27 protein-coding genes are annotated in these 26,066 nt (G+C 44.2%); 12 read left to right on the top strand and 15 right to left on the bottom strand.

What is annotated here, in order from left to right; genetic code table 11:
• Positions 1 to 11: 11 nt before the first annotated feature.
• A complete protein-coding gene (locus RH96_RS03970; RefSeq protein WP_010197607.1) occupies positions 12 to 266 on the bottom strand; it encodes a DUF2798 domain-containing protein in 255 nt (84 codons plus the stop codon).
• A 279-nt stretch (positions 267 to 545) separates the two neighbouring features.
• Here RH96_RS03970 and RH96_RS03975 point away from each other — a divergent pair, with 279 nt between their 5' ends.
• Together RH96_RS03975 and RH96_RS03980 are read left to right on the top strand one after the other, a co-directional pair.
• Positions 546 to 1,271 carry an aspartate/glutamate racemase family protein gene (locus RH96_RS03975; RefSeq protein ID WP_010197608.1) on the top strand — a complete coding sequence of 242 codons (726 nt, stop codon included), beginning with the start codon at positions 546 to 548 and terminating at the stop codon, positions 1,269 to 1,271.
• Between the two features lie 198 nt (positions 1,272 to 1,469).
• A complete protein-coding gene (locus RH96_RS03980; protein WP_010197610.1) occupies positions 1,470 to 2,414 on the top strand; it encodes an alpha/beta fold hydrolase in 945 nt (314 codons plus the stop codon).
• 165 nt (positions 2,415 to 2,579) lie between these two features.
• Here RH96_RS03980 and RH96_RS03985 read toward each other — a convergent pair whose 3' ends face one another.
• Both RH96_RS03985 and RH96_RS03990 read right to left on the bottom strand, forming a co-directional pair.
• Positions 2,580 to 3,623: an NAD(P)H-dependent flavin oxidoreductase gene (locus RH96_RS03985; protein WP_010197615.1), complete on the bottom strand. Its 1,044-nt coding sequence runs from the start codon at positions 3,621 to 3,623 to the stop codon at positions 2,580 to 2,582.
• Positions 3,624 to 3,728: 105 nt separating this feature from the next.
• Positions 3,729 to 4,136 carry a hypothetical protein gene (locus RH96_RS03990; protein WP_141629690.1) on the bottom strand — a complete coding sequence of 136 codons (408 nt, stop codon included), beginning with the start codon at positions 4,134 to 4,136 and terminating at the stop codon, positions 3,729 to 3,731.
• A 157-nt stretch (positions 4,137 to 4,293) separates the two neighbouring features.
• On the opposite strand from RH96_RS03990, the gene RH96_RS15170 reads away from it, so the two are divergent.
• Both RH96_RS15170 and RH96_RS14940 read left to right on the top strand, forming a co-directional pair.
• A complete protein-coding gene (locus tag RH96_RS15170) occupies positions 4,294 to 4,644 on the top strand; it encodes an IS630 transposase-related protein (protein WP_010197623.1) in 351 nt (116 codons plus the stop codon).
• Positions 4,571 to 5,137: an IS630 family transposase gene (locus tag RH96_RS14940; protein WP_227500937.1), complete on the top strand. Its 567-nt coding sequence runs from the start codon at positions 4,571 to 4,573 to the stop codon at positions 5,135 to 5,137. Before RH96_RS15170 ends, RH96_RS14940 begins: the two co-directional genes overlap by 74 nt.
• A gap of 481 nt (positions 5,138 to 5,618) precedes the next feature.
• Here the strand turns inward: RH96_RS14940 and RH96_RS04010 are convergent, their stop codons facing one another.
• From RH96_RS04010 to RH96_RS04025, 4 genes are all read right to left on the bottom strand, one after another.
• Positions 5,619 to 5,996: a DsrE family protein gene (locus RH96_RS04010; protein ID WP_010197632.1), complete on the bottom strand. Its 378-nt coding sequence runs from the start codon at positions 5,994 to 5,996 to the stop codon at positions 5,619 to 5,621.
• Positions 5,997 to 6,109: 113 nt separating this feature from the next.
• Entirely contained in the window at positions 6,110 to 6,652 is a 543-nt protein-coding gene (locus RH96_RS04015) for an acyl-CoA thioesterase (protein WP_010197633.1), read from the bottom strand.
• A gap of 46 nt (positions 6,653 to 6,698) precedes the next feature.
• Positions 6,699 to 7,766 carry a YheT family hydrolase gene (locus RH96_RS04020; protein ID WP_010197634.1) on the bottom strand — a complete coding sequence of 356 codons (1,068 nt, stop codon included), beginning with the start codon at positions 7,764 to 7,766 and terminating at the stop codon, positions 6,699 to 6,701.
• Positions 7,767 to 7,877: 111 nt separating this feature from the next.
• Positions 7,878 to 8,474, bottom strand: coding sequence for a YigZ family protein (locus RH96_RS04025; protein ID WP_010197635.1), 597 nt, complete (start codon positions 8,472 to 8,474; stop codon positions 7,878 to 7,880).
• A 245-nt stretch (positions 8,475 to 8,719) separates the two neighbouring features.
• On the opposite strand from RH96_RS04025, the gene RH96_RS04030 reads away from it, so the two are divergent.
• Together RH96_RS04030 and RH96_RS04035 are read left to right on the top strand one after the other, a co-directional pair.
• Positions 8,720 to 9,424 (top strand): pseudouridine synthase, encoded by a 705-nt coding sequence (locus tag RH96_RS04030; protein WP_026037122.1) that lies wholly within the window; start codon positions 8,720 to 8,722, stop codon positions 9,422 to 9,424.
• Positions 9,425 to 9,827: 403 nt separating this feature from the next.
• Complete coding sequence (locus RH96_RS04035; RefSeq protein ID WP_010197638.1) at positions 9,828 to 10,892, top strand: disulfide isomerase DsbC N-terminal domain-containing protein; 1,065 nt, start codon at positions 9,828 to 9,830, stop codon at positions 10,890 to 10,892.
• A 78-nt stretch (positions 10,893 to 10,970) separates the two neighbouring features.
• Here the strand turns inward: RH96_RS04035 and RH96_RS04040 are convergent, their stop codons facing one another.
• Entirely contained in the window at positions 10,971 to 11,792 is an 822-nt protein-coding gene (locus RH96_RS04040; RefSeq protein ID WP_010197641.1) for a PaaX domain-containing protein, read from the bottom strand.
• Between the two features lie 67 nt (positions 11,793 to 11,859).
• On the opposite strand from RH96_RS04040, the gene RH96_RS04045 reads away from it, so the two are divergent.
• Positions 11,860 to 13,509 (top strand): isovaleryl-CoA dehydrogenase, encoded by a 1,650-nt coding sequence (locus tag RH96_RS04045; protein WP_010197644.1) that lies wholly within the window; start codon positions 11,860 to 11,862, stop codon positions 13,507 to 13,509.
• A 17-nt stretch (positions 13,510 to 13,526) separates the two neighbouring features.
• On the opposite strand, the gene RH96_RS04050 is transcribed toward RH96_RS04045, so the two are convergent.
• Positions 13,527 to 14,576, bottom strand: a complete 1,050-nt coding sequence (locus RH96_RS04050; protein ID WP_227500938.1) for a homocysteine S-methyltransferase family protein — start codon at positions 14,574 to 14,576, stop codon at positions 13,527 to 13,529.
• 43 nt (positions 14,577 to 14,619) lie between these two features.
• The gene (locus tag RH96_RS04055) at positions 14,620 to 15,270 is read right to left on the bottom strand and encodes a DUF2939 domain-containing protein (protein ID WP_010197648.1); all 651 of its coding nucleotides are present in this window, start codon (positions 15,268 to 15,270) and stop codon (positions 14,620 to 14,622) included.
• Positions 15,271 to 15,669: 399 nt separating this feature from the next.
• Between RH96_RS04055 and dnaJ the strand changes: the two genes are divergently transcribed.
• The 5 genes from dnaJ to RH96_RS04080 all read left to right on the top strand — a co-directional run bounded on the left by dnaJ (position 15,670) and on the right by RH96_RS04080 (position 20,571).
• A complete protein-coding gene (gene dnaJ / locus RH96_RS04060; RefSeq protein WP_010197650.1) occupies positions 15,670 to 16,800 on the top strand; it encodes a molecular chaperone DnaJ in 1,131 nt (376 codons plus the stop codon).
• A 183-nt stretch (positions 16,801 to 16,983) separates the two neighbouring features.
• On the top strand, positions 16,984 to 17,832 hold the full coding sequence (gene dapB, locus RH96_RS04065; RefSeq protein ID WP_010197652.1) for a 4-hydroxy-tetrahydrodipicolinate reductase: 849 nt from the start codon (positions 16,984 to 16,986) through the stop codon (positions 17,830 to 17,832).
• A gap of 32 nt (positions 17,833 to 17,864) precedes the next feature.
• On the top strand, positions 17,865 to 19,247 hold the full coding sequence (locus tag RH96_RS04070; protein ID WP_026037123.1) for an AAA family ATPase: 1,383 nt from the start codon (positions 17,865 to 17,867) through the stop codon (positions 19,245 to 19,247).
• Complete coding sequence (locus RH96_RS04075; protein ID WP_010197656.1) at positions 19,248 to 19,745, top strand: hypothetical protein; 498 nt, start codon at positions 19,248 to 19,250, stop codon at positions 19,743 to 19,745. It abuts the gene before it with no gap.
• Entirely contained in the window at positions 19,729 to 20,571 is an 843-nt protein-coding gene (locus RH96_RS04080) for a hypothetical protein (protein WP_010197658.1), read from the top strand. The genes RH96_RS04075 and RH96_RS04080 overlap by 17 nt, the downstream gene beginning before the upstream one ends.
• Positions 20,572 to 20,662: 91 nt before the next feature.
• Here the strand turns inward: RH96_RS04080 and RH96_RS04085 are convergent, their stop codons facing one another.
• The 5 genes from RH96_RS04085 to RH96_RS04105 all read right to left on the bottom strand — a co-directional run bounded on the left by RH96_RS04085 (position 20,663) and on the right by RH96_RS04105 (position 25,699).
• On the bottom strand, positions 20,663 to 21,838 hold the full coding sequence (locus RH96_RS04085; RefSeq protein WP_010197659.1) for a type III PLP-dependent enzyme: 1,176 nt from the start codon (positions 21,836 to 21,838) through the stop codon (positions 20,663 to 20,665).
• A gap of 111 nt (positions 21,839 to 21,949) precedes the next feature.
• Positions 21,950 to 22,504: a peptide deformylase gene (def, locus tag RH96_RS04090; protein ID WP_010197660.1), complete on the bottom strand. Its 555-nt coding sequence runs from the start codon at positions 22,502 to 22,504 to the stop codon at positions 21,950 to 21,952.
• 199 nt (positions 22,505 to 22,703) lie between these two features.
• The gene (locus tag RH96_RS04095) at positions 22,704 to 22,958 is read right to left on the bottom strand and encodes a GlsB/YeaQ/YmgE family stress response membrane protein (RefSeq protein WP_010197661.1); all 255 of its coding nucleotides are present in this window, start codon (positions 22,956 to 22,958) and stop codon (positions 22,704 to 22,706) included.
• A gap of 412 nt (positions 22,959 to 23,370) precedes the next feature.
• A complete protein-coding gene (gene mpl, locus RH96_RS04100; RefSeq protein ID WP_010197662.1) occupies positions 23,371 to 24,891 on the bottom strand; it encodes a UDP-N-acetylmuramate:L-alanyl-gamma-D-glutamyl-meso-diaminopimelate ligase in 1,521 nt (506 codons plus the stop codon).
• 301 nt (positions 24,892 to 25,192) lie between these two features.
• Positions 25,193 to 25,699: a copper resistance protein NlpE N-terminal domain-containing protein gene (locus RH96_RS04105; protein ID WP_010197663.1), complete on the bottom strand. Its 507-nt coding sequence runs from the start codon at positions 25,697 to 25,699 to the stop codon at positions 25,193 to 25,195.
• Positions 25,700 to 26,066 lie beyond the last annotated feature (367 nt).

A 26,066-nucleotide genomic window follows, 5' to 3' on the forward strand; every position in this document is an offset into this window, starting at 1 on the left:
CAGACTATGTTTCAATAAAACTCAATTTTACTCAACACATGCTCTTGCACTAGGTAGGCGCAGATATAAGCGCTGGGCCACGCAAAAACGAAGGCCAGTCCCCACGAGTGCAATAGCTCCATAAAGAAACCATCTATAAAGCCTACTTTGACCAATATCAATGCCGTCGAGATAATGAGCGACATCATCATCGCCATCAAACCCGTAAAGATAAGTCGGTAGTACTTACGGCGCGTGCGTATTCTAATAGTGGGAAAGTTGGCCATAGTATTCGGTTGTCCTACATGAAAAAACCACGCTCAAATAATAATACCAGCATGACTTTATAATTCGGTAAAGGGTTGAGTAAAGCATTATTCTAAATTTTATTAGCGACATTCTATTAGAGGCTATGATATAGCGTGTAAAGCTATTGAGAAAACGATTATTATCAATCATAAGCTTTGTTATATCTTAATAATAATGACTATGTCCTTAAAGAAATATCAATTTAGGCAGTCGATTTTGCTACGATAAGTAAAATAAAAAACAGCTAGGAGAATATCATGACCGCTCAAAAGCAACGACACTCTCAACAAAAAACCTTAGGGATCATCGGCGGTATGAGTTGGGAGAGTACCGAGAGCTATTATCGTCTGATTAATGAAGGGATAAAGGATAAGCTGGGCGGATTACATTCAGCAGATTTGCTCATACATAGCGTAGATTTTGGCCCCATTAATGAGCTCCAAGAGCAAGATGAATGGGCTGAGCTGGGTGTAATAATGGCCAGTAGTGCTCAGCGTTTACAAGCCGCTGGCGTAGACGGGATAATGATTGCTTCTAATACGATGCACAAATTGATCGATGACGTGCAAGCCGTGACCAATGTACCCGTGATTCATATCGCTGATACGACGACTGACGCTATCAAAAAGCAGAATCTAACTAAAATCGCATTATTAGGTACGCAGTTTACGATGACCCAAGATTTTTATAAACAGCGTTTAATCGACGCAGGTTTGCAAGTGCTTATCCCTGAAAGTGATGAGCGCGCAGAAGTACATCGAATTATCAAAAAAGAGCTATGCGTCGGTCAATTTAAAGACAGCTCGCGTCAGTATTATAGCCAAGTCATTAAAGATTTAGCCGCACAAGGGGCAGAAGGCGTGATATTAGGCTGTACTGAGATTGGCTTACTGATTAAACAAGCCGATAGCCCAATACCAGTGTTTGATACCACTGCCATTCATGCGGCAGCAGCGGTAGCATTCTTGCTGGGTGAAGACTAACGCATTTCATCCATGCGCTTATTTAAAACACTATCAATTGCATAGAACATTGTCGATTGAATAAAGTAGATACCTTAATATCCTCGTTGTCGTAAAAACATTGACTTGCGCGTAATCATAAACCAATTTGCCATAAATGGGCTTATGCTAAGATTAAGTATTCAAGATGTTTTGCCAACCATAAACGAGGATGTTTCAATGACATTACTGCGCACGAGTTTAGCTGCTCTACTGACTCTTTCTGTTGTGGGATGTACGACGCCCAATAGTTTTACCGTCGCTACGACCCAAAAGCTCGTACAGTATGAGCGCAATAAATCAGACCTTGAGACCAAAGCTATGACGCTGGCATCTGGCGAGCAGATGACTTATCTAGAAGGCGGCAACTTAGCTGGCGAGCCTTTATTATTGATTCATGGTTTTGGCGGTAATAAAGACAACTTTACCCGTATCGCCGATAAATTAGGAGATTATCATCTGATTGTCCCTGATTTATTAGGTTTTGGTAACTCTAGCAAGCCATCAGAGGGAGACTACCGCGCAGATGCTCAAGCAAAGCGCCTGCACGAACTGCTACAAGCCAAAGGGTTGGCATCCGCTATTCACGTCGGGGGCAACTCGATGGGCGGTGCTATCAGTGTCGCCTATGCAGCGATGTATCCTAATAGCGTCAAAAGCCTATGGTTATTGGACAGTGGCGGATTTTGGTCAGCCGAGACGCAGCGAGAGTTCAAAGCATCAGACCTTGATAATAGCCCGTTATTGATTGACAACACTGAAGAGTATTTTGCGATGTATAAGACGGTCATGTACAAGCCGCCTTATGTTCCCAAAAGCGTGCAAGCGGTCTTTGCACAAGAAAGCATCGCCAATCGGGCGCTAAATACTAAGATACTCAAACAGATCATCGAAGACAATGTAGAGGCACGCGCCAAAGTTGTCGCTCAATACAACATCCCGACGCTAATCGTTTGGGGAGAAGAGGACAAGGTCATAAAACCTGAGACTGCCAAAATAATGAGCAAGCTGATGCCACAAGCACAGGTCATCATGATGTCGGAAGTGGGTCACGTGCCGATGGTAGAAGCGGTGGAAGATACGGCGAAAGATTATAAAGCGTTTCGTGCAGGACTAAAAAAGTAGTAATTTAGAAAAATTGTGCTCAAAAAAAAGGAACACTAGAATGAATGTCTGGTGTTCCTTTTTTTGTTTAGGGTAATAATTTGAGTGATTTGACTATATCACAGACCCTATTAAAAAATGGCAAAATTAAAATGCTGGGTTAGAACCTAACTGACGTCAATCAAACTATAGCGTTTTCACCAAGCGCTCTAGCAACTCAATCGTCCTTTCTTGTCTGACCAAGGCGACCCCTTGTCCTGCCCATAAAGACTGATGCTCTGGGTCAAGGTTATTGGTCGCATGGCCACGCAAAACTTTGGTCATCGCATTTAATTGTGGGTAAGGCGGCAGCTCATGTGCGCTTTCAAATTGCGCAAAGTCACGCAGATAATCGTTTAATAAACCGCGTGCCTGCTTACCTGAAAACAGCCTCGTCAAGCGTGTCTCAGCACAGCGTTTATCTTGACTGGCATCGAGCAGCGCTTGCTTATAAATATCATTGATACCGCATTTATCTGTGGTCAAAAAAGCCGTACCTATTTGTGCCAGCTCAGCACCAGCTGCTTGAATCGCTTTGATGGCTTGCCCAGTCATGATGCCACCTGCTGCGATTAACGGAATATCGGTACATGCACGCGTTTGACTGATCAGCGTCAATAATCCCAATGGATCATTTTCACTTTGCGCGAGCCAGCCACCGCGATGTCCACCCGCTTCGACCCCTTGTACACATACCGCATCTGCACCAACCTCTGTCCATGCTCTCGCTTCTAATGGATGATTGGCCGTACCAATGACACGCGTGCCTAGACTTTGCAGGCGCTCAACTTGCTCAGCACTAATAATACCAAAGGTAAAACTGGCAACAGGAACAGGATTGTCATAGAGCACTTGTAGCTGCTCTACAAAGTTTGGCGCTGGGCGCTCAGGTAGCGCCATGTCTATATCATTTACTTGATAGTATTGACTTAGCCAAGCGGGGATTTCGGTATCAAAGGTGCTCGACTCGTGCTCAGATAACACCATTAGGTTGATCATAAAAGGGCGATCGGTCAGTGTTTTGATTGTATCAATTTGGCTGGTCAAAACATCTGGCGCAGTCATGCCAGATCCTAATGAGCCCAGTCCACCAAAGTTACTGACCGTCGCCGCCAGCTCAGGTGTGGTTGCGCCTGCCATGGGCGCTTGAACGATAGGGTAGGTTAACTCAAGGGTGTTAAGTAAGGTCATGACTGGTCGCCTTTTTAGTAGGGTGTTTGCATGACTTACTTTAACAGAGCTGAGTAAAGAGTATGTGAGATAGTGTTTATTTAGTTGCTGAATATGAGAGGTGTTTTAACTACATTTCTTGTCATACATATCTGAAAACGCATTTGAGAAATATCTAATTTTTACATCTAAAAATTCTGAATCCTCGTTTTCCCACTTAGGCAGCTTATTTCCAAGACTAATATATTCTTTGTACAATCCGTTTGTACTTGGTTGTATATTTGAAGGAGGTACCACAGCTCCTACCGAACCTTTATTGATACTAATATAGCCATCTTTAGTCTTATAAGATACGACATCATAGCTGACCCAACCAGTATAAGAGTTATCTCCATCACTTCTAATCACCTCGTTAGTAGTCATATTGAGTGTGCGTAATGGATGTGATTTAGTTTGGCTATAGTTTTGGTCGAGATATTTTTTGGCTTTATCATATACCTGTTTTTGCTCTTCCTTAGTATCGACAGTTTCCATAAGAAGTAACCTTTGTAAGCGCTCTTTATCGTCGAAGGTTAAATATATATGTGAGATCTCAATACTTGCAATAGGCTCCATAGGCTCGCCGTCATATAGTCTAATCCAAATAAAAACGATACAATCTTATTAACAATTGCATTTAATGAAATAAACGATGACTTATTCAATAGACTATCGCAAACAGGTACTTTCTAGCATAGCTGATGGTATGACCATACGAGAAGCTGCGCTATTTTATGGACTTAGCACCAGCACCATTCACAGCTGGCAGCAGAACCTAGCTCCTAAAACAACCAGAAATAAAGCACCAACTAAAATACCTGATGACGCATTGATTGAAGACGTAAAAAGATACCCAGATGATTATAACTATGAAAGAGCTCATCGCTTGAACTGTAGTAAAACGGGCATCTTCAATGCTTTAAAGCGTCTTGGTATCAGTCAAAAAAAAGACCTTAGAACACCCGAAAGCGTGTCCGATAAAAAGAGCGATATTCCAGAGTAAGCTTGATCGCTTTACTCAGCAAGGCTATCCCATTGTCTATATGGATGAAAGCGGCTTTGAGGCTGAAACCATTCGTTCTCATGGCTATGCACCGATAGGTAAACCCTGTATCGATAGCTACAACTGGCAAGCAAAGAAGCGTACGAATGTCATCGGAGCTCTCTATGAGAAAATGCTGTTTGCGCTTGAGTACGTTGAGACAAATATCGATAGCAATATATTTTATGACTGGTGTAAGTTCACACTTATTCCAAGTCTTAAAACCAAGAGCGTGATTGTCATGGATAACGCTCGGTTTCATAAAAGCAGACGTATTCAAAAACTACTCAACAGACATGGCCACCGTATTCTTTGGCTGCCGCCGTACAGCCCCGATCTGAACCCTATCGAGAAAAAATGGGCACAGGCTAAATTTCTACGCCAAGGGTGGATGGAGAATAATCTACCTAAACTGTTTCATGATATAGGCTGTATCGATTTTATAAAGACTTAACTATATATTGACCAATGAGGTAAAATAGTAAAATCATCACTATTACAAAATAGTTTGAATTTATCAGTAGTCAGTTGACTATATTTTATTACATTCAAGCTATCTGCTTGAGTACTATCAAACTCCAAATAAAAAGGTTTGTCGCTTTCATTAGTATTTGTAGCTAGCTCTGAGCACCCTGTTAAAAGCATAGCGGGTAAAAGAAAACTAAGGAAAACGTTAGCTAATTTACTATTCATTATAGTTATTGCCAAAACCTAAGAAAATGGAATCCAAATATACTATAGCTCATATCACTTTACTACTCTCTACCCGTCCATAAGAATAGATTCTAGCTAAGATAGGCAATTTGTATACACCTTAATTAGTGAGGCTTATGAAATAATATTGAATTTAAAAAAAGAGGCTGACCTTCAAAGCCATCAAAAGATGCTAAAGAAAGCCAACCCATTTTTATAAAATAATTGCTTAGCTTAAACGCTTAGTTCAACTGCAATGACCCTTTCGCATTCATCAGCAGCTCAACCACATCATCACCACTGATGACTGTGAAGCGTTTATCAATGGCCGATTCTTCTACGCCACCATGTTTCATACACGCGCTACAGACCAATACTTGACCACCTTTTTCGATAAAGGCTTCTAACAACTCGCCAGCAGGTTCAAATGGTGCGCCAATATTGACGTTATCTAAAGCGTTCGGCAATGCCAAATGTACTGCATCTACCATCAATATCACTGAGGCAGAATGGCCTTTTTTAAGCGCCACGCCTGCCATCGTGAAGGCTAGGGTAATTTTGCTTGGGTTTGATTCACTATTATCAAATAATGTACCGACATAATCTGTTGTGTTAATCATATGGTTCTCCTATTAGCGTTTTGTCATAGTAAATAACTGACTGACTAATAGACTACCATTTATTATACTTTTTTATATAGTGTATTGTTATCAAATAGTATTGCTTAAGTTACTTAGCCTATCGGTGGCCATGGACGATCACTGTCACTCTCTATCCATTCAGCGACATAGCCAGTTGGCGGTAGCTTCCAATCAGACTGATTTAAGGCCGCAAGCACACGTGCCGTTTCGATGACTTTACCGCCTTCGGTCACGCCCGTACGTAATAGGGCAGATGAGCAGGGTTTGCCTTTGACCCACATCGACTGCTCGATATACATCCAGCGTTCATCGAAGCCTGCAATGTGCGTTTTCATCGTGACTTTATCAAAGGCGCGAATACGCTTGCGATACTGAATGGTACTGCCTGCGACCACCAAGCCCCAGCGATTTTTTAACAGCTGTTTGCCCAGTCCGGTACGTACTGCAAAGTCCGTACGCCCCATGTCATAGAGGGTTAGCACGCGCCCATTATTCATCTCTAAAAAGTTATCAATATCTGACAACCGGCAGCGCAACTTAATCTCGCTGGTATCTTTAAACGTTAAGGTATTGCCCCTCTTTACTTGCAGCGCGGCATAGGCGATGGTACTGGCATAGCGAAGAAAAGGATACATAGAGCAGTCTCAAAAGTTAAAAGGTAGGATTTGGCGTGTCAGATTATCATTTATTATTAGAAGGTACGCCAATAGAGTTGAAATAAGCACTGACGGTTTCGGGTATCCAATTGATATCGAATTTTGAGACTTTGCCTTTTTTACCCTTTGCCTGCTCACTCTGTGACTGTTTTTTGTCTGAGCGATAACGCAGATAGCCGATATGACCACCGTGCTTAGTGTCGAGGATGGTGACGCTGTCAGAGACATCATTTGGGGTGGCGGTAAAGCCAATAAAAGGGTCGTCTTTGGCGCTGATTAATAGTAAAGGCTTGGTTACATTGATCAAATAAGGAAGGGCAGAGGAAGATTGATAATAGTGATTGTTGGAGCGGTAGCCATGACGCGGCGCGGTGAAGATATCATCAAAGTCGCTGATGCGATTGACCGCTTTGATCGCATCGATTTCTTCTTTAGTGATATCGTTTGCCAACGCTTTTTTGATAATAGGGTTGAGTAAGTAAGGGGTGTAGATGCGATGGCTCAAAAAGCTGTGCATACTGAGCGCAGCCGATGACATATCGACGGGCGCAGAGATGACAGCCGAGCCTTTGCAGATGGCTTTATCTCCATACTCGCCCATGTATTTTGCCAAGGCATTGCCACCGAGTGATACCCCAGCCGCATAAATATTGGCGTATTGCTCGCTGAGATTTTGTAGCGCGTGATGCAATTCATTGGTATCGCCCGCATTATAAAAAACTCGACCATTGGCTGGAATACCGCCACAACTGCGAAAGTGCGCCACCACAAAATGCCAGCCTTGCGCATGCATTTGATACGCTAAAGCGCGCGCATAGTGGCTGTCGCTACTGCCTTCCATGCCATGGAACAGCACAATTAAGGGTGTCTGTTCACGCTCGCCATTTTCGGTTGCTTTTACAGGATGCGCATCATAAAAGTCATAAGCGATATCGGTTTCACCTAGTGAATCTTGCATCACCATCCGACGATAAGTAGGCGTTTTTGGCGCAAAAAACTTGGGCAAGATACTTTGTAAATGCGGATTGGTCAGCCAAAAAGGTGGGTTAAAAGGGGCAGGTGAGAAAGGTTTGGTGGATTTTGAAGTTGACATAGGGTGGTCTTATTTAATTATCATTGAAAAGCAATGGCTCATCATAACGCTAGCAATGGTGAAAACCAATGGTTTTCAGTGAACGTCTGGTTACTCAAAATCATCAACAGTTTAAGGGTCATTCAATACCCGTCCATCCATCGCAAGGCGTTCTTTTAAAGTCTCAATATCTGCCTCAGCGAGCGTCACAGTCAGGGTGACTTGCTTACTATATGTGACATCATCGATGCTGCCGTTTAGACTCTCGACCACATAGCGGCATTGCGCTTCGGTCGCAAACTCTGCGAGTATCTGTACTTGCGCCATGGCTACATAAGGACTTAAGGTCATCTGGTCGACCGCCGCTTGCGCAGAACCTGCATAGGCACGGGTCAGACCGCCAGCGCCTAGCTTAATACCACCAAAATAACGCACCACAATGATAATGACGTTGCCAATAGATTTGTGTTGTAGGACATTTAATATCGGACGTCCTGCGGTGCCACTTGGCTCGCCATCGTCGTCGAAGCCTGCACTGGTGGTGTTATCAGGATCGCCAATGATATAGGCCCAGCAGTAGTGACGGGCATCCGCATATTGTACTCGTAGCTGTTCCACGTGAAACATTGCTTGCTCGCGTGAATGCACTGGATACGCATAAGCGATAAAATCAGATTTCTTGATTTCTAGGCGCGCAGTGACGGCACGTTTTAGCGTTTGATAGCTCATATTTCATCAGGTCTAGGTAGGATATGGTAAACTTGTCTAACTTTCACTGTCGCCATATTGGGTGCAGTGTTCATTTAATTTTTCATTATAGTACCATTTCTCACGCTTAAAGATAACGAGCGAGTCGCGCCCGAGTGCTAATCTAGTAGCCTTGGCGTGGCGGATAGAATTAGCGATTTCGTTAAGTTCATCCCGTTAGCGGCAGGGTTGGAAGTGGTAACATAACACTGATGGTAGTCAATCGTATGCGTTTAGATAAATTTATTAGTAAGGCCACCGAGCTGTCGCGCAAAGAATCCAAAAAGATTATGCACGCGGGTGAAATCACGGTCAACGATCAGATCATCAAAGATCCAGGCATCCATGTCGATATCGTCAACGATGATGTGATGTGGGCAGGCGAACCGCTGTCGGTCGCGGCGGGCAATCGCTATATCCTATTGCACAAGCCTGAAGGCTTTGAATGTACCTTAAAAGCGAAAGAATACCCCATCGTCACCGAGCTGATTTCGGTACCAGAATTGGGTAGCTTACGTATCGCGGGGCGTTTGGATGTCGATACCACGGGTGCTTTGCTCATCAGTGATGATGGCGGCTGGTTGCACCGTGTCACTAGTCCCAAGCATGAGCATGCCAAAGTCTATGAGCTGACTTTAGCTGATGCGATGGATAGTGCAGCGCAAGAAAATGCAGTCAAAGAAGTCGCTGAAGGAATTCTACTAGAAGGCGATCACGAAGAGACCAAACCTGCCATCCTTGAGTTCATGGATGAGACGCATGCCCGTCTGACCCTAGAGCAAGGCAAATATCATCAAGTCAAACGGATGATGGGCTACTTTGGCAATAGAGTGACGGAGCTGCATCGTGCCAGTATCGGTCATATCAGTTTAGACGGTCTCGATAAAGGGGATAGCCGCTTCTTAACCGAAGAAGAAGTTGCCAAATTCTAAATTTTCGCCTTATTGAACCCTAAAATAATTTGTGAAAATAAAATTTAACATAAGCAGCCACTGTTAAAGTGTGCTGCTTTTTGCTGTCTGTTATTTCTTTTAGCTATAGTCGATACTGAATAAAGTAGATACACGATATTATCGTATGAGGCTGCAAAAAATTATCCCAGCCTCGCTGTATCCTTTTTATATTGACCTATCTATATTTGTATTGCCTGTCTCTTAAAGCTCAGTAGCAATTTTGCAAATTTGGCCTTTTAATCGCTGTCAAAGTTAGCGCATATGCTAAAGTCCCGTTATCTTTTTAATCTATGTTTTTACATAATGAAGTGGATGCTTGTTAGAGAAACTTACCGAACATGTCTGTTAAAACACTTCTTTTATAACAAATGGGACTGTCTCCGTGAAACAATTTTTATTAAAGTCTGCTGGTTTGATGAGCGCGATACTATTGGCGACGACAGCTTGTGCCGAGCCGAGCGCCACTGATGCTACTAATAATGAAATCAGCTCAAGCGCGCAAACCACGCCAGCCGCTGGCACGGTAAGCCAGTCGGTGGACAAGCGCTTGCGCCAGTTGCTAACGCAAGCAGGGATTAAGACGCAGATAACCTCAATTGTGCCTTCTAAGTTGCCCAATATGTATCAAGTCAACCTAGCAGGACAGCTGCCATTGCATATCACTGAGGATGGCCGCTATGTCATCCAAGGCGAGCTACAGAAAAACCCCAGCAAGCGCGTAGTAACCAAAACGCCAGTACGCAGTAATCGTGACCAAATAGGAAAGCCAGTTAGTGCTGCCGTCAAATCATCGTTACTTGCCAATATGAGTGCGCTGAAGAATATGAGCGCTAAAACGCCTTTCTTTTATACGGCAGTGCCGGGCGTTATCTGGGGAGCAACGCTAGAAGGAGTGCCTTTCTTGCTATCGGACGATGCGCAATACATCACTGACAGTGAGATATCCGTCATCGAAAACGGTCAGTTTATCGGGCTTGATGAAACGTTTGAAAAACGCAAAAATCAATCGGTGTTTGCCGCTTTAAACGAGTCGCAATTGATTACTTATCCAGCCATTAGCGCAGAAAAAGCCATTATCTATGTGGCTACCGATGTCAATTGCCCTTATTGCCGTAAGCTACATCAACAATTTCCTATGCTCAATACTAAAGGCGTCACAGTAAAAACCATCGCCTATCCGATATATGAGCAGTCACCTGCGCAAATGCGTGGTATCTGGTGTCAAGCTGATGAGGACAGCCGTCGCAAAGCCCTTAATAAAGCCATGCTAAGTGGAAAAATGATGCCAGCCGCTGCCAGCTGTAATGTTGATTATGTGACGCCCAATCGCGAAAAAGCGGCGGGACTGGCAGTCATAGCCACGCCTGCTATTTACCGTGAGGATGGCGTACTCTACCAAGCGAGCTTTGAGAGTCCTGAATTTTTAGAGTTTCTAGGTATTAAATAACCTTTGGGCATTAAATAACTTATCGTCTGTCAATTTTCATAAGTTATTTTTCATAAGTTACTTTTAAAATGACCTTTTCTATAAGTTACCTTCTTTAAAAAATGCATACCAAAGGCGACGACCTTCACTATCGAAATGCCTGACGGTATCAAAAAACTGTTGCCGTGCGCGCTCATTGACCAGCGGTGCAGGTAGCAATGGATCAAAAATCACACTGCGGATACCAGCATCACCGAGCATATAGACTTCACGTAGGGCAGTATCACGAGGTAGTGTATCTTTAGCAGCCGACCAGTCATGCAACCGTTGCGAGATTTCTTTATAGCCTGCTTCCAGCTGCATATCGGACCAGAGTGATAATGCTTTGTCCTGTCGGACACCATCAAAGGCGCTGGCTTTAAAGACGGCAGCCTCCTCTCCTAAGCCAAGGTCTAACAGTCGTGCGCGTACGGTTTCGACGCCGCCCGATAGATTGTTGGGGCGCAGATAAAGACCGGTATCCAGCTCGCGGAAACCTAACAAAGAAAGCGCGCGAGCACGGGCGCGGAGCACTTTGCGGTCGCTACGTGGTAGGCCGCCCGTGGTAACGGCGATCCATGAGTTGTCCCATTCTGTCACCCGCTGATCAGCCGTCGACCATGCCGCTACATCAGCACCCAGTTTTTGCCCTTCAGCACCCAAGCGATAAATAGCAGCATCGACTGCCTCGACCAGTCCCGCTTGTGTCAGCCTTGCCATGGTCACGCGCACGCTATTTTCGGTCATATCAAATAGCGCACCCGCACGAACGGCCTCAGCAGCCGTCAAGGTTTCCTCGTCCGCTGCAGTCAGTAGTCGCAAAAGGAGAAGACGCGGTGTTGGCCAAGAAGTATTACTATTTTTGACAATATTTGATTTCATATGTAATATTAACATTGTACTATGGAAGGTACAAGCCAAAGCGATCTATCAAATAAGGATGTTGTCGATGATGAACCAATTCAATACACATGAGGTGTGCAATCAGCCGGTTGCGCTAGAAAATTATAATGCATGGCAGACAGACATAGCCTTGATGGAAGCGGTTGCTCGCGAGGGCGGATCATGGGCGCAGGATCATCTGAGCGCATTTGGCGCTCGTACTGGTGGCGATTTGATTGATAGTGGTTTTGCTGCCAATGAAAATCCTCCTAAACTTTGCAGTTTTGACCGCTATGGTCATCGGATAGATGAGGTCGAGTTTCATCCTGCCTATCATGAGCTGATGGCAGCTGGGATGGAATACGGCATGAGTAGCTTTGCTTGGCGGCATGAAAATCGTGAAGGGGCGCATGTGGCACGGGCGGCGGTGATGTATCTTGGCTCGCAGGCGGATGCAGGCTTTGGTTGCCCGATGTCGATGACTTATGCAGCGATTCCTGCGCTACGCCATGCACCGGCTCTGGCAGAAAAATGGTTGCCCAAGCTGTTATCAGCAGAATATGATCCACGTAGCCTGCCGATGGAACAAAAGACGGGCTGTACTATCGGTATGGGCATGACTGAAAAACAAGGCGGCTCAGACTTACGGCGCAATACTACCAAAGCACGTCGTCAAAAGGATGGAAGCTATGAGATCATCGGTCACAAGTGGTTTTTTTCAGCGCCGATGTGTGACGCGCACTTGGTATTGGCACAGACCGAAGGCGGTCTTAGCTGTTTCTTAGTACCGCGCTTTTTGCCCGATGGCACGCGCAACGCGGTTCGGATACAGCGCTTAAAAGATAAGCTGGGCGATTGGTCCAATGCCTCATCCGAGGTCGAGTTTCATGGTGCTTTCGGTGAATTGGTTGGTATAGAAGGGCGCGGCATCGTCACAATTTTAGAGATGGTGGCGTTAACCCGCTTGGATTGTATGATTGGCTCGTCAGCGCAGATGCGCCAAGCCGTTGTACAGGCGATTCATCATACCAGCCAGCGCGAGGCTTTTGGCAAACTGCTGGTCGATCAGCCTTTGATGCGCAATGTATTGGCTGATTTGGCTTTGGAGTCCGAAGCTGCCATCGCTCTGACCATGCGCGTTGCTCGCGCGGTTGAAATGAGCGGCAAAGATCCGCATGAGACTGCGTTGGCACGCATTGCGACAGCCATTGGTAAGTACTGGATATGCAAGCGTGCACCCGTATTAATCAATGAAGCGCAGGAGTGTCTAGGCGGTATCGGCTATGTAGAAGAGAACATTTTGCCACGCCTTTATCGGCAAGCACCATTGAATTCTATCTGGGAGGGCAGTGGCAATGTGCAGTGCCTTGACGTACTGCGCGCTTTGCGCAAAGAGCCGGAAACGCGCGAAGCCCTATTCGCCGAATTGCAAAATGCTGCTGGCAAGAATGCGCATTATGATGCCGAACTTAAATGCTTGGCAGAACGTTTCGAGGATCTTGAGACGCTTGAGTTTCGAAGTCGCTATGTGATTGAGCGCTTGGCATTGATGCTACAGGCGTCGATTTTTCTGCTAGGAGATCATACAGACATCGCGACGGAGTTTTGCCGCTCGCGCATTGCAGGTGAACACGGCCTGACCTTTGGCACCTTGAGCCCCGACGCACCAGTGGCGCAATTAATTGAACGTGCTGCGGGTGCAACTACAGCAGTATAAATACCAGCGTCACTTTTTTACGGTGTATCTTTTATATGCTGGGCAAGTAAGGCAATGTGCTCGACGCCAATCCCGCAGCAGCCACCGATGATATCCGCGCCAGATGCTTGCCAAAGTGTGGCCCATTTTAGGTAATGCTCAGGTGTGGTGTCTGTGCGTATTTGGCGCAGTTGGGCGTTGGCTTGCTTATGGACTTGCTTGGAAGCAAAGGCATTGGCGTAAACACCAAGTTGTTGCGTGCCTCCTGCTTCGTTGACAATGGCTTTGGCGACCTGCAATGCTGAATCCATGACCTCAGGTTGACTACAGTTGAACAGTATTGCCGTCACATCCAGAGCCATCATGGCGCGAACGGCCTCTGCTACTGTTTCGCCAGAGCGTAGCGTGGGTGTATTTACTGGGTTTGCTTCGCTGCTGTTATCAGCGATGTCTAGTTGACTGTCGTCTAGCGTAAAGGCAATCCAAATAGGTTTTGGCGTCGCTTTGTTTTCATTCTCTGTAAATTCGGTAATCAACTGCTGCCATGTTGTCGCTTCTATAATGCTGCTTTGGGTTTCCACCAGCCAAATATCCACATAAGCTATTTGCGCGGCTAATAATGGATGGGCTATCACCGGTGCTTGCTTTGGGTCGAATAGATCGGGTCGATAAGAGCCAAACAATGGCGGCAAGCAACCAGCGATTTTTACGGGGGCTATTATAGGGGCAGCACTGGCAATAGAGGTTATGCTAATAGGCTTTTTACTTTCTTGTACAGCTTCAAAAGCGAGCTTAGCGGCTGTTTCTATCAGCTTTTTGACCTCACTAAAGAATTTATCGCCCAAATGGTAAGGGGTCACCGCGTAGCTATTGACCGTGATGACAGTAGCACCGGCTTTTATATAATCTAAATGAATATCACGAACGCTCTCTGGTGCCAAGCTCAGTGCCAGCGCCGACCATTCAGGCTGCCGAAAAGGCGCACCGCGCCGCTCAAGCTCACGTCCCATTCCACCATCTAACAACGTGGTTGGAGGACGAGCGTTAGATTGAGCGTGAATGCCCTGAGGCATTATTTGAGTTAGCATGACAATCTCACTTCTAAAATAGTGCAATAGTAAAGCAGGCGTATTAAGGCAACACGATATCAACGATTTTCCAATGAATCAGACCGTCGCGCTGCATCTCTATCGTGAGCGGGTAGCCTTTTACTTGACCGCTAATAGTGAAGCAATTAATACCGCAATAGTTCAATGTCGGCTTGTCACTGTCTGATCCTTGTGCCGCCTGCTGTTCGAGTTCCGCTGCTTGTTTTTTCATGATTTGCTGCATTTGGCTTTGAACCACTGCATTAACATCGCCGCGCTGGATGATTAAGTTTTGAATCAGGTTTTTGAGGTCGACTTGATTGCTCGCGATAGCCCATGCAGCGGCTAGCTCTTTGGTCGCGCTATTGGCTTGACCTTGAGTATTGATGACTTTCTCGATGTTTTGCGGGGTGATGGCACCAGCGACTGCCTGCGTGATAAAGCCATTGGCTGCATCAGTTAATGGCGCACCTCCCAGCTCAGCAACCAATGGATATTGAGTCATGGTATTGGCAAATTGATCGGTCAATTGAGTTTCGATACTTGGACGCAGCTGTTCATAATCAATGGCGGCAGCGATAGCGGCACCGTCTTTGGCATCGTAAGCGTTTTTGAGTTGATAAGCACTATAATAAGGTGAGCCCGCATAGATGGTCACAGCAATTATGATCAATAAAAACAGCAGTTTTTTCATAAAAATTCTTACCTTATCGCAAACTTAATCGGCATCAATATGGCGCTAAATATTAGCACGACTTAACCTTGGGCAGGTATAAAAAGCTTTGTCCATTTACTACCAAAATCTTTTTTGATCTGACCAAACCTAGCGAGTCGGTAATTTCATGACGTCAAAGCTTGATAAATTACTCAGCTATCTCCATAAATAGCGCAAACTTTTAATAATTGATTTGGCTAAGCAGCATCCCGCCGTATTCGCTTATAAGATTCATACCATTATTGCTTCCTTTCGCTCGTGTTCTGCTATGTTTCATGTGAAACCTAACAGAACAATCGAGTACAGAAACAAGGCGATAATTGATTTGGTTTGGTGAATCGACCAGCAGGCGGCACTGTAAAGACGATAGGAGAGCCCATGAGTAAGCGCGATTTTTATGAAGTATTAGGTGTCAATAAAACCGCTGATAGTAAGGAAGTGAAACGAGCTTACCGCAAGCTGGCGATGAAATATCATCCAGACCGCAACTCTGATGATCCTGATGCCGAAGACAAGTTTAAAGAAGCGTCGATGGCTTATGAAGTGCTTAGCGATGAAAGTAAGCGCTCCGCTTACGATCGCATGGGGCACTCAGCCTTTGAAAATGGCATGGGCGGTGGCGGCGGTGCTGGTGGTGGCAATTTCCAAGACATCTTTGGCGATATCTTTGGTAACTTTGGCGATATCTTTGGTCAATCACGTGGCGGCGGCGGTGGACGTTCACGTCGCGGCTCAGACTTGCGTTATGTCATAGAGCTGACCCTAGAAGAAGCGGTACGCGGCTGTAAAAAAGAAATCAGCTTTACCGCGCCTGCACCTTGCGATACTTGCGATGGTAAGGGCGCAAAAAATGCCTCTGATGTCGTGACTTGCCAGATGTGCCATGGTCAAGGTCAAGTTCGTATGCAGCAAGGATTCTTTGCCGTTCAGCAAGCTTGCCCACAGTGTGGCGGCTCTGGAAAACAGATTAAAAACCCTTGCTCTGACTGTCATGGGAATGGCGTCAAAGACAAATCACGCACGCTAGAAGTATCTATCCCAGCAGGCGTTGATGATGGTGATCGCGTCCGTTTATCGGGCGAAGGTGAAGCTGGCGGCGCAGGCGTGCAAAATGGCGATCTATACGTTGAAGTACGCGTCAAACCGCATAATGTCTTTACCCGTCAAGGTGCCGATCTCTATATGGACGTGCCAGTGAGCATTACCGATGCGGCATTGGGTAAAGAAGTTGAGATTCCAACCCTAGATGGCAAAGTCAAAATCAAGGTCGCAGAAGGGACGCAAAGTGGTAAATTATTACGTGTCCGTGGCAGAGGTGTGACGCCAGTACGTACGACCATGAAAGGTGATTTGATCTGCCGTGTGGTCATCGAGACGCCAGTTAATCTGACTCGCGAGCAAAAAGACTTGTTACGTCAATTCCAAGATACGCTCGATGGTGATAGCAAGCATCAGCAGTCACCGCATAAAAAATCATTCTTCAAAAAGATTGGTGACTTATTCGATTAACTGAGTTGTTTTAATCACTCGTTCGGTTGAATGACTAAATACAAAACCCCCAGTGTTTCACATGAAACACTGGGGGTTTTTATTGGAAGTATAAAAAACCATTCAGGCGGTGATATTTGCTAAACTTACGACAAATAGTATTCAAAACCTTTCTTATTAATATAGAGCTTTTAGGGTAAAAATATGAGCCAACAGATAACAGCGCAAGAAAATACAAATAAACAAGCCATCAGAGTCGGTGTCATCGGTGCTGGTGGTCGTATGGGGCGTATGCTCATCGAAGCCGTACAAGATAACACGCAAACCACGCTTAACGCCGCGATTGAACGCAAAGGATCTAGCCTTGTGGGTACGGATGCGGGCGAAGTCGCTGCTATCGGACGCTTAGAGGTGCAAATTGTCGACGATTTGCAGACAGTGATAAATGACATCGATGTGCTGATTGATTTTAGTTTGCCTGATGCCACTGAACAAAATATGCAGATTTGCGCGGCTAACGATGTGGCGATGGTCATCGGCACGACTGGCTTCAATGAGCAACAAGAGCAAGTATTGGCAAAGGCAAGTGAACAAATTGCCATCGTCTATGCGGGCAACTATTCAACAGGCGTTAATCTGTCATTAAAATTGCTCGGCATGGCGGCAAAAGCGTTTGGCAATGATGCAGATGTAGAAGTCATTGAAGCGCATCATAAGCATAAAATCGATGCGCCATCGGGTACGGCTTACATGATGGCAGAAGCGGTCGCAGAAGCACGTGGACAAAACTTAAAAGACGTTGCTGTCTATGGTCGTGAAGGGCAAACGGGCGAGCGTGAAGCAGGCACTATTGGTATTCATGCCATTCGTGGTGGTGAAATCATTGGCGATCATACCGTGATGTTTATTGCTGAAGGTGAAGTCGTCGAGATTACCCATCGCGCGCGCGCACGGATGACCTTTGCTGCTGGCGCTGTACGTGCCGCAACTTGGGTTATTCAGCAAAAAGTTGGGCAATATAACATGCAAGATGTTTTAGGCTTAAATGACTAGTGTTTGAGTCATCTAATATGAGTGAGGTTGATATGACAGATAATCCCAGTATTACTATCAAAAACTTTAAAAGCTATAAGGATGCAACTTTACCATTATCACCTTTAACGCTATTAATAGGGGCGAACGCGTCAGGGAAGAGTAATGCTATCGAAGCGTTTCGTTTTCTAAGTTGGGTGGCTGGTGGTGAGCGCTTATCGACACTCAAAAATAGAGTGAATGACAGTGATAAGGTGGTAAGAGGTAGTGTTTTCGATTTGGCACTGAATAATAAAAATTTCACTTTATCAATGCAGCTAAACGAGGCAAATTATAAAATTGATTTTATAGTTGACTTAGATGAGTTGTATATTGTGGACGAATGTTTGTCATTAAGTATATCAAATGATATACAGAAGCTTTATATATTAAGGGATGCACTGCTGAATAAAGAACACTTAAAGACTTTAAACTTGGAAAGCTTGATATATGAGAAGTTTTTGTTAACAAATAATGAGGAGCACAATGTATTTATTACTCATAATAATAGTTTCATAGGTCTAAGTTCGATCAAAACAGAATATTCTAAAGATTTAGCATTTCTTCATATCCTTATAGAGTTGCATGACAAAATCTATCACAATAAGAATTTTGGAAAAGATATTAAAAACGCTATAAATAATTTTGAAAATAATATTCATGAGATTGACGATAAATTCAAATTAACTCGTTTTTTTGACTTTCAACCAAGTAATATGAGACAAGAGAGTATTGTTAGTAAAGAGCTTAATTATAACGGTTCGAATGTTGCTGGTGTTTTATTTCACACATTAGATAAAGACAATCACTATAAAAACAAATTATTGAATTTCATTAAGTATATACCTGAGCAAAACATTACAGATATTAAATTTTTTGTAGATAGTAGACGTAGAGTTGAGCTCGTTCTGATAGAAAAATTTGGCAGCAAGAAAAGAGAATGTCCAATGGACTTGCTATCAGATGGTACGTTAAAAATATTAGGTATTGCTGCAGCGCTACTGTCCGTCCCAGAAGGGGCGACGGTAGTCATCGAAGAGATTGATAATAGTATCCATCCCACGCGTGCGCATGAAGTACTAAGTCTAATGCGCCAGTACGCCGAGGAGCGTAAGCTTAAATTATTATTATCAACGCATAATCCTGCCTTAATGGATGCACTACCAGATGAAGCACTCGCAGATGTCGTATTTTGCTATAGAGATCCGAAAGAGGGCGATAGTAGGTTGGTGCGGTTAGGGGACTTAGATGATTATCTTGGCTTAGTCGCTCAGGGCTCATTAGGAGACTTGGTCACTCAAGGTATCGTTGAGCGCTTTGTGAAGCAACCAACCACACCGGAGCAGCGTAAAAAACAAGCATTGAATTGGCTAAATCAGCTACAAGGAGCTGATTAAATGGTAGATATTTGTTTGATGGATACCACCATATTATTGAATATTTTAGATGTACCCAATCGGAATAATGAGAAAAGTAATGTCATGGCCGATTTCAAAACCTACATAGAATCGGATTGTCGATTTATTATACCGTTCGTAGTGGCGGTTGAAGTTGGTAATCATATTAGTCAAAATGGTGATGGAACCATACGGCGACAAACTGCTCAAAGATTTGTTGATATGATGCAAAGTACGTTTAATGGTGATTTACCATTTGAAATAAGTGATTTTGAATTGAAACTAGAATGGCAGAAATGGATCGCTGATTTTGTTGATAAAGCTGGACAGAATAAAACGTCTGATAAACCTAATGAAGGTATGAGCTTGACAGACTTATCGATTATCAAAGAATACGAAGATATTCAGGCGAAGAACAAAGCGAATAAACGTAAACATGTAGATGTGTTTATTTGGTCACTTGATTCGGATTTAACCGCTTATGGACGCTCTTATTAAAAAAGTAGTGATTCCATTATTGATTACAGCCGCATGCTTTGTACTGAATACGTCGGCTATCGCGGCCACTTACCAAACCTACGTCATTCATACCTATGGTGGCGATGCATTATTGCCATCAGTTCGTCAGCAGCTAAATACCAGTCGCGATGGTGGCACAGTTGCAACCTATCAGGATAAGCTGGTACTCCGCACGACTGCTGCTAATTATCAGGCAATACAGCAGCTATTGAGCCAAATTGACCGCCAACCACAAGCGTTAACGGTCGCTGTGCGTGTGGGCAATAATAGCAGTGCTCAAGGTAGTATCCAGCAAGGGCAGGTTATTATCACCAATCGAGGTATCCAAGGCGCAGGCATGATTAACCAGCGCAACAGTCAGCAGCAAACAAATAATTTATATCAAGTGCAAACGCTGTCAGGCAGTGCCGCGAGTATCAGTACAGGCACGCTCTATGCGCTGACTCAGACTAATACCTACCCAACTTATAATCGCCCGTCGGGACAGATTATTATTCAGCAGCAAGTATTATTGCCAACGACGCAAGGTATTGCCGTTACGCCAAGGCTGCTTACCAATGGTCAAGTCGAAGTGCAGTTATCACAAGTTGAAGAGAGGCTAGTGCGTTCTAATGCGTCTTATAATCAAAATAGTCATCAAGCCATTCAAGGTCAGCGCTTAGATAGTACCATTATCGTGCCACGTGGACAGTGGGTGACTATCGGTCAGATTTCACAGAATAGCCAAGCCCAACGCTCAACTTATGCAAGTAATCGCGCTATGAATAATACTAACAGCACGCCAATCTGGATAATGGTGCAGTAGCATTGCATGGATTAATATTGTTTTTGGCATAAAAAAGCGCGGCACTGCGAATCATAGTACCGCGCTTTTTTTAAATAATACTGACGAAATGCTAGTCAATATAAATCACTTCTAACGGCGGAAAACCATTGAACTCAACAGACGAATACGAGTTAGTATAAGCGCCAGTGGTTAACCAAAAGATTTTATCACCAATCTCTAGCTCTTCTGGCAACTGATAGCCTGCTTCTTCATACATGATATCGGTTGAATCACAAGTTGGACCAGCTAACACGACCGTACCTTCGCTGGTTGACGTTTCCATCTTAGGCGTATAAACCGGATACTTGATCGCTTCACCCAAGGTTTCAATTAAGCCTTGGAATAAGCCCACATCGGTGTATACCCAACGCGTCAAGTCGGTGTTCGACTTACGCGAAATAAGCACCACATCGCTGACCAGCACCCCTGAACCACCAACCAATGAACGACCGGGTTCTAGGATAATCTCTGGCATGTCTTCGTCATTATAGTCATCCGTCAAATAACGAGTGATTTCTTCAGCATAGACTTTTACCGGATTGACTTCACTGATATAGTTCGCTGGAAAGCCGCCACCTAGGTTAATCATTTGTAGCTTAATATCTTCTTCGTTTTTCATCCAGTCAAACATATACTTGACCTTGGCTAAGGCATCATCCCAAGCGGCAACGTCTTTTTGTTGGCTACCCACATGGAACGAGATGCCATAAGGCACCAGACCCAAATCACGGGCTTGAATCAACAGCTCAATCGCCATATTCGGATGACAACCAAACTTGCGTGATAATGGCCATTCAGCGGTCTCAGAGCCTTGCACTAAGATACGCACAAAGATTTTTGAACCAGGGGCATGCTTAGCAATATTTTTTAGATCGGCTTCTGAGTCAGTCGCATACAAATCAATGCCTTTCTCAAATGCATATTTGACATGTTCTGCTTTTTTGATGGTGTTGCCGTAAGAAATACGCGATGGCTCAACGCCGCAGTCGAGGACACGGTCAAGCTCATAGATGGACGCACAATCAAAGTTTGAACCAAGCTCGGCCAGTAAATTAATGACCTCAACTGCAGGGCTGGCTTTCATCGCATAATGCAACTTGGCATTCGGAAAAAAACCAACCATTTCGTGATATTTGGTTTTGATACGGCTAAGGTCCACCACTAAGAATGGGGTTTCGCGACCTTCGGCAGCTTTGGTGAATTTCTGCCAGCCGGCAGGGTCAAAATATTGGTCAATTTTGATCATGGTCATGGTAGGAAACCTTTAATAAAAACAATATGTGGTGGATAATAAAAAATAGCGTTGCTTTAGAAGGGTCGAGCAAAAAAGCCCTAAACGCTCTAAAGACGGATTGTATTAAGCATTGGTGGTTTGCGGCTGTTTTTCAGCGGATTGCTCGCCTTGTTTTTCACGTATTTTGAGCACTTTACGAACTTTGTCACGTGCCCGAGTTTGTTTGAGACGTGATAAATAATCGACGAATATGACCCCATTTAAATGATCCATTTCATGCTGAATACAGACGGCAAGTAAGCCTTCTACCTCTTCATCGATTTTTTCACCATTCTCATCTAAGGCTTCAATACGCACTTTGTTTGGGCGCTCAACACTGTCATAGACTTCAGGTACGGACAAACAACCCTCTTCGTACGGTTGCTTTTCTTCCACCAATGGCGTGACTTTCGGGTTAACAAAGACCTTAGGATCGTTTTTGTCTTCTGACAAATCGATAACGATGAGCTGGATATGACGATCTACTTGACTGGCAGCCAAACCAATACCTTGGGCATCATACATGGTCTCAATCATATCAGCGATTAAGGTTTTTATTTCAGCAGTGACTTCCTTGACAGGCTTTGCAATGGTGCGTAATCGCGGGTCTGGATAGCTTAAGATAGGGAGTAATGCCATACGGCTCACCTCAATAATAAATATAAAATAGTGGAGCTATTATAAGATAAATGGGGACAAAAGTAATGCTTATCAATGCCACCTGTTGATATCGCCGTGTTTATGTCGCTATGGATAAGCGCAATACAGCCAGACAATAAAAAAGGTCTCGCTTATCGCCAGACCTTTTTTTGTCAGTCGTATATCACATTAAACGTGATTAGATACGACGCTTGCTCATAATCATCTCATAGATGAATAGTAAAATTATGGCACCGATTACTGAGAATATTAGACCAGTAAAACCACCGTCAGCATTTATGCCGATTAGTCCGGCCAAGAAGCCACCTACTAAAGCACCAACAATACCCAATACGATGGTCATTATCCAACCCATAGGGTCGCTACCTGGCTTGATAGCTCGTGCCAATAAACCTGCGACCAAACCTACAATAATCATCCAAATAAAGCTCATATCATTCTCCTAAATTTATTATCAATTATATGTTATTTATTAATTCGTTTATTAATTTCGATAACTACATTGTAGGGACTGTCTAGAACTAAAGGTAAGCGCGAAATGTTACCAGTGTATGAGCTGTGTGAGGAAAACCCTCGATTTGCTAAGATACACGTAGGATAAGTAAATGAAAGGTTAAGAAGGTAGCGAAGTCGCAAACGCAACTCATGGCTTATGAGTTATGGCTATTGCAAATGCTGAGACATTCCAAAGTAATCAAAAAGTCTGATAATAAAAAAGCGTTGCTCTTTCATAATAAGCAACGCTCTTATTCAAAACCAAATCTATACTAGCTTGGGCATGTCATCAATTGGCACATTGATACATTTTACATAGCCTTGTTACGTGGCCTTTTTACATAGCTTTTTTATATAGCTTTGTTATGTAGCGCAGTTAATAAGCGTTGATGAATACCTTCAAAACCACCATTAGACATAATCACAATGGCGTCACCAGCTGTTGCATGCGTGTCGATATGTTCGATAATGGCATCGACACTAGAGAGCACTTGTTGGTTGCTCATAGTGGAGTTTGTAGTATTAGTGCCTGTAGCAGTGGCCTGATCAATGACGTCTTTTAGACCCCATTCTAGTCCTGTCGGCTCATACCACAGTGTATAGTCGGCGAGGGCAGCAGACTCAGCCAAGCTGTCTTGATGAATGCCCATTTTCATGGTGTTACTACGTGGCTCAATGATGGCCCAAATACGTCTGTTCGCCAGTTTCTTTTTGGCACCATCTAACGTAGTGGTAATGGCAGTGGGGTGATGGGCGAAATCATCAAAGACTAAGATGTCATTTACCTCACCGATCAGCTCCATGCGACGTTTAATACCAGCAAAGGCAGACAATGCAGCGCAAGCCGTTTTGACACACACACCAACATTATAAGCTGCCGCAACAGCCACCAGCGCATTATTCACGTTATGAATACCGCTCATCGACCAGTCGACGACTCCCGTGGCGTCTTTATCAACAGCGTCAGCAATAAAATTTACGCTAAACTGACCACCATCTTCGCTGATAAGCTCAGCCTGCCACTCGCTGTTATTGTCTAAATTCTCATCTTCTACATTGATAGTGTTTGCTGCTGAATCCAGCACGGTGGTTCGCCAAACGGGTGTCCAAACGCCTTTTGCCAACGTATCCTCTAAGCTGGCGGTCGCTGCTGGCATAATGATTTTACCAGTGCTCGGAATCATGCGCACCATATGATGAAATTGGGTCTGAATAGCATTGAGATCCGCAAAAATATCCGCATGGTCAAATTCAAGGTTATTTAAAATAGCCGTACGCGGGCGGTAATGAACGAACTTTGAACGCTTATCAAAAAATGCAGAGTCATATTCATCTGCTTCAATGACAAAATAGCCAGTATTTGCCGAATCGTCATTATCAATTTTGTCAGCGCCCAAATAACTGCTGTGAGCGAAGACCTGCTGTAAACGCTCATCAGTGGTATCAACAAGTGGCACACCGCCGATTAAAAACCCAGTGTCGATGCCTGCATAATGTAATATCCAAGCGAGCATGGTCGTCGTCGTGGTTTTGCCGTGAGTACCGGCAACGGCTATCACGTGGCGCGATTGCAACACTTCCTCAGATAAAAACTGTGGCCCTGACGTATAGCGTAGTCCTGTGTCCAACATATATTCGATTACGTCCATGCCGCGCTTCATCGCGTTGCCGACGACGACCAAGTCTGGTGCTGGCTGCAGATGTTCTATCAGGTAGCCTGCTTCAATAGTGACGCCTGCATTTTCTAATTGGGTGGACATGGGCGGATACACATTGGCATCAGAGCCAGTCACAGTGTGCCCAAGTTCTCGCGCTAGTAAGGCCAACGAGCCCATAAAAGTACCACAAATACCAAGAATATGAATGTGCATAGACGTTCCGTATGAGCGTAAATTGAAAGAATGAAAACGTGAAATTGTTTGTAATATCAGCAGAATAAACAGCTGATTATTATAGGTCGAACCCCACCTAAATATTACCCGTACCAATGACCTCTATTGCAGAATGAGCAAGCAGTTATCAAAGTATCAACAGGGTAGACAGCCACTCATTGTAAAGTAAACACTATTAGATGACCAATAAAAAACGCCTTAAAAGTAGGCGCTGTTTGGTGTGTTGGCTTAGGTATTTATTTATTCGAACTTGTTGATATCTGACGGTCTGTCTACTGTCTTATTTACGTGACAAGGTATAGTCATTATTAGGACTCTTGTTTTCGTCCATCAATATAAGATGGTTGTCTTGAATACTATAGGTCTCAATCTGTTTTTGTTGATAGACAATCGTGATCTTATTATTGTCTTGACGATAGATGCCAGACTCAAAAAGCGGTGAACGTGGCGTCTCAGGACTATTATAAATACTGGTTTTGAGTACTGAGCCATCAGCGAATAAGTTTAGTGTGACATCGATATTATCACAAGACGAACAAGGCACCATACCACCATAATCGCCCATCAATGTAGCTTGTAGCGCACTATCATTATTTGACTCTGAAATCATCGGTGCGCTACGTGCATGCGTGTCATCAGTGGGCTGTGCGGCGCTAATAAGGGATTGTCCAGTATCTGCATTAGCCAGCGCATCAGCATTCGCTTGCTCATTGTCTTGCGAGTCATCGGCGACCCCTTGCAGATCAGAGCGCTCCGCATTATCGACGGGTGCAACTTTAGTGCTCACACCTTTACTCGTCGTAGACGAAGAACTGTCGCAACCGAGAAGTAGCAAACAGATGGGCACCGCTAACAGCAGTCGACCAGAGTGTCTTATGGTTTTAGAAGTAGTAGAGAAAATAGACGTAAGATATATCATGGCATACCAAAAACAGTTTTTAATATAGATTCTAGAAACGTTACGAGTATTGTCAGTTAAGATCGATTTGGCGCTATTATCAGAGACAAAAGCGGACAAGCTTACCGAGACTAAATCAGCATTAGGCGCTGATAGTATGCGTTTATCGGTTGGTATCGATCAGTAATAGGGTTAAGCTTATTAGGGCGTGTCTTCAATTCACTCGATAGTCATCTAAATGGGCTAAAAATGGCTA

It is taken from the genome of Psychrobacter sp. PAMC 21119 (assembly GCF_000247495.1).
Lineage (GTDB): Bacteria > Pseudomonadota > Gammaproteobacteria > Pseudomonadales > Moraxellaceae > Psychrobacter > Psychrobacter glaciei.

Bases quoted from the DNA above. Each gene is read 5' to 3' on its own strand.
- RH96_RS04020 (WP_010197634.1), bottom strand. From the start codon at position 7,766: ATGTCAACTTCAAAATCCACCAAACCTTTCTCACCTGCCCCTTTTAAC.
- RH96_RS04040 (WP_010197641.1), bottom strand. From the start codon at position 11,792: ATGAAATCAAATATTGTCAAAAATAGTAATACTTCTTGGCCAACACCG.
- RH96_RS04025 (WP_010197635.1), bottom strand. From the start codon at position 8,474: ATGAGCTATCAAACGCTAAAACGTGCCGTCACTGCGCGCCTAGAAATC.
- RH96_RS15170 (WP_010197623.1), top strand. From the start codon at position 4,294: ATGACTTATTCAATAGACTATCGCAAACAGGTACTTTCTAGCATAGCT.
- dnaJ (WP_010197650.1), top strand. From the start codon at position 15,670: ATGAGTAAGCGCGATTTTTATGAAGTATTAGGTGTCAATAAAACCGCT.
- RH96_RS04085 (WP_010197659.1), bottom strand. From the start codon at position 21,838: ATGATCAAAATTGACCAATATTTTGACCCTGCCGGCTGGCAGAAATTC.
- mpl (WP_010197662.1), bottom strand. From the start codon at position 24,891: ATGCACATTCATATTCTTGGTATTTGTGGTACTTTTATGGGCTCGTTG.
- RH96_RS04075 (WP_010197656.1), top strand. From the start codon at position 19,248: ATGGTAGATATTTGTTTGATGGATACCACCATATTATTGAATATTTTA.
- RH96_RS04070 (WP_026037123.1), top strand. From the start codon at position 17,865: ATGACAGATAATCCCAGTATTACTATCAAAAACTTTAAAAGCTATAAG.
- RH96_RS03970 (WP_010197607.1), bottom strand. From the start codon at position 266: ATGGCCAACTTTCCCACTATTAGAATACGCACGCGCCGTAAGTACTAC.
- RH96_RS04010 (WP_010197632.1), bottom strand. From the start codon at position 5,996: ATGATTAACACAACAGATTATGTCGGTACATTATTTGATAATAGTGAA.
- def (WP_010197660.1), bottom strand. From the start codon at position 22,504: ATGGCATTACTCCCTATCTTAAGCTATCCAGACCCGCGATTACGCACC.
- RH96_RS04030 (WP_026037122.1), top strand. From the start codon at position 8,720: ATGCGTTTAGATAAATTTATTAGTAAGGCCACCGAGCTGTCGCGCAAA.
- RH96_RS04015 (WP_010197633.1), bottom strand. From the start codon at position 6,652: ATGTATCCTTTTCTTCGCTATGCCAGTACCATCGCCTATGCCGCGCTG.
- RH96_RS04095 (WP_010197661.1), bottom strand. From the start codon at position 22,958: ATGAGCTTTATTTGGATGATTATTGTAGGTTTGGTCGCAGGTTTATTG.
- RH96_RS04055 (WP_010197648.1), bottom strand. From the start codon at position 15,270: ATGAAAAAACTGCTGTTTTTATTGATCATAATTGCTGTGACCATCTAT.
- dapB (WP_010197652.1), top strand. From the start codon at position 16,984: ATGAGCCAACAGATAACAGCGCAAGAAAATACAAATAAACAAGCCATC.
- RH96_RS03975 (WP_010197608.1), top strand. From the start codon at position 546: ATGACCGCTCAAAAGCAACGACACTCTCAACAAAAAACCTTAGGGATC.
- RH96_RS04080 (WP_010197658.1), top strand. From the start codon at position 19,729: ATGGACGCTCTTATTAAAAAAGTAGTGATTCCATTATTGATTACAGCC.
- RH96_RS03980 (WP_010197610.1), top strand. From the start codon at position 1,470: ATGACATTACTGCGCACGAGTTTAGCTGCTCTACTGACTCTTTCTGTT.
- RH96_RS04045 (WP_010197644.1), top strand. From the start codon at position 11,860: ATGATGAACCAATTCAATACACATGAGGTGTGCAATCAGCCGGTTGCG.
- RH96_RS04050 (WP_227500938.1), bottom strand. From the start codon at position 14,576: ATGCTAACTCAAATAATGCCTCAGGGCATTCACGCTCAATCTAACGCT.
- RH96_RS03990 (WP_141629690.1), bottom strand. From the start codon at position 4,136: ATGGAAACTGTCGATACTAAGGAAGAGCAAAAACAGGTATATGATAAA.
- RH96_RS03985 (WP_010197615.1), bottom strand. From the start codon at position 3,623: ATGACCTTACTTAACACCCTTGAGTTAACCTACCCTATCGTTCAAGCG.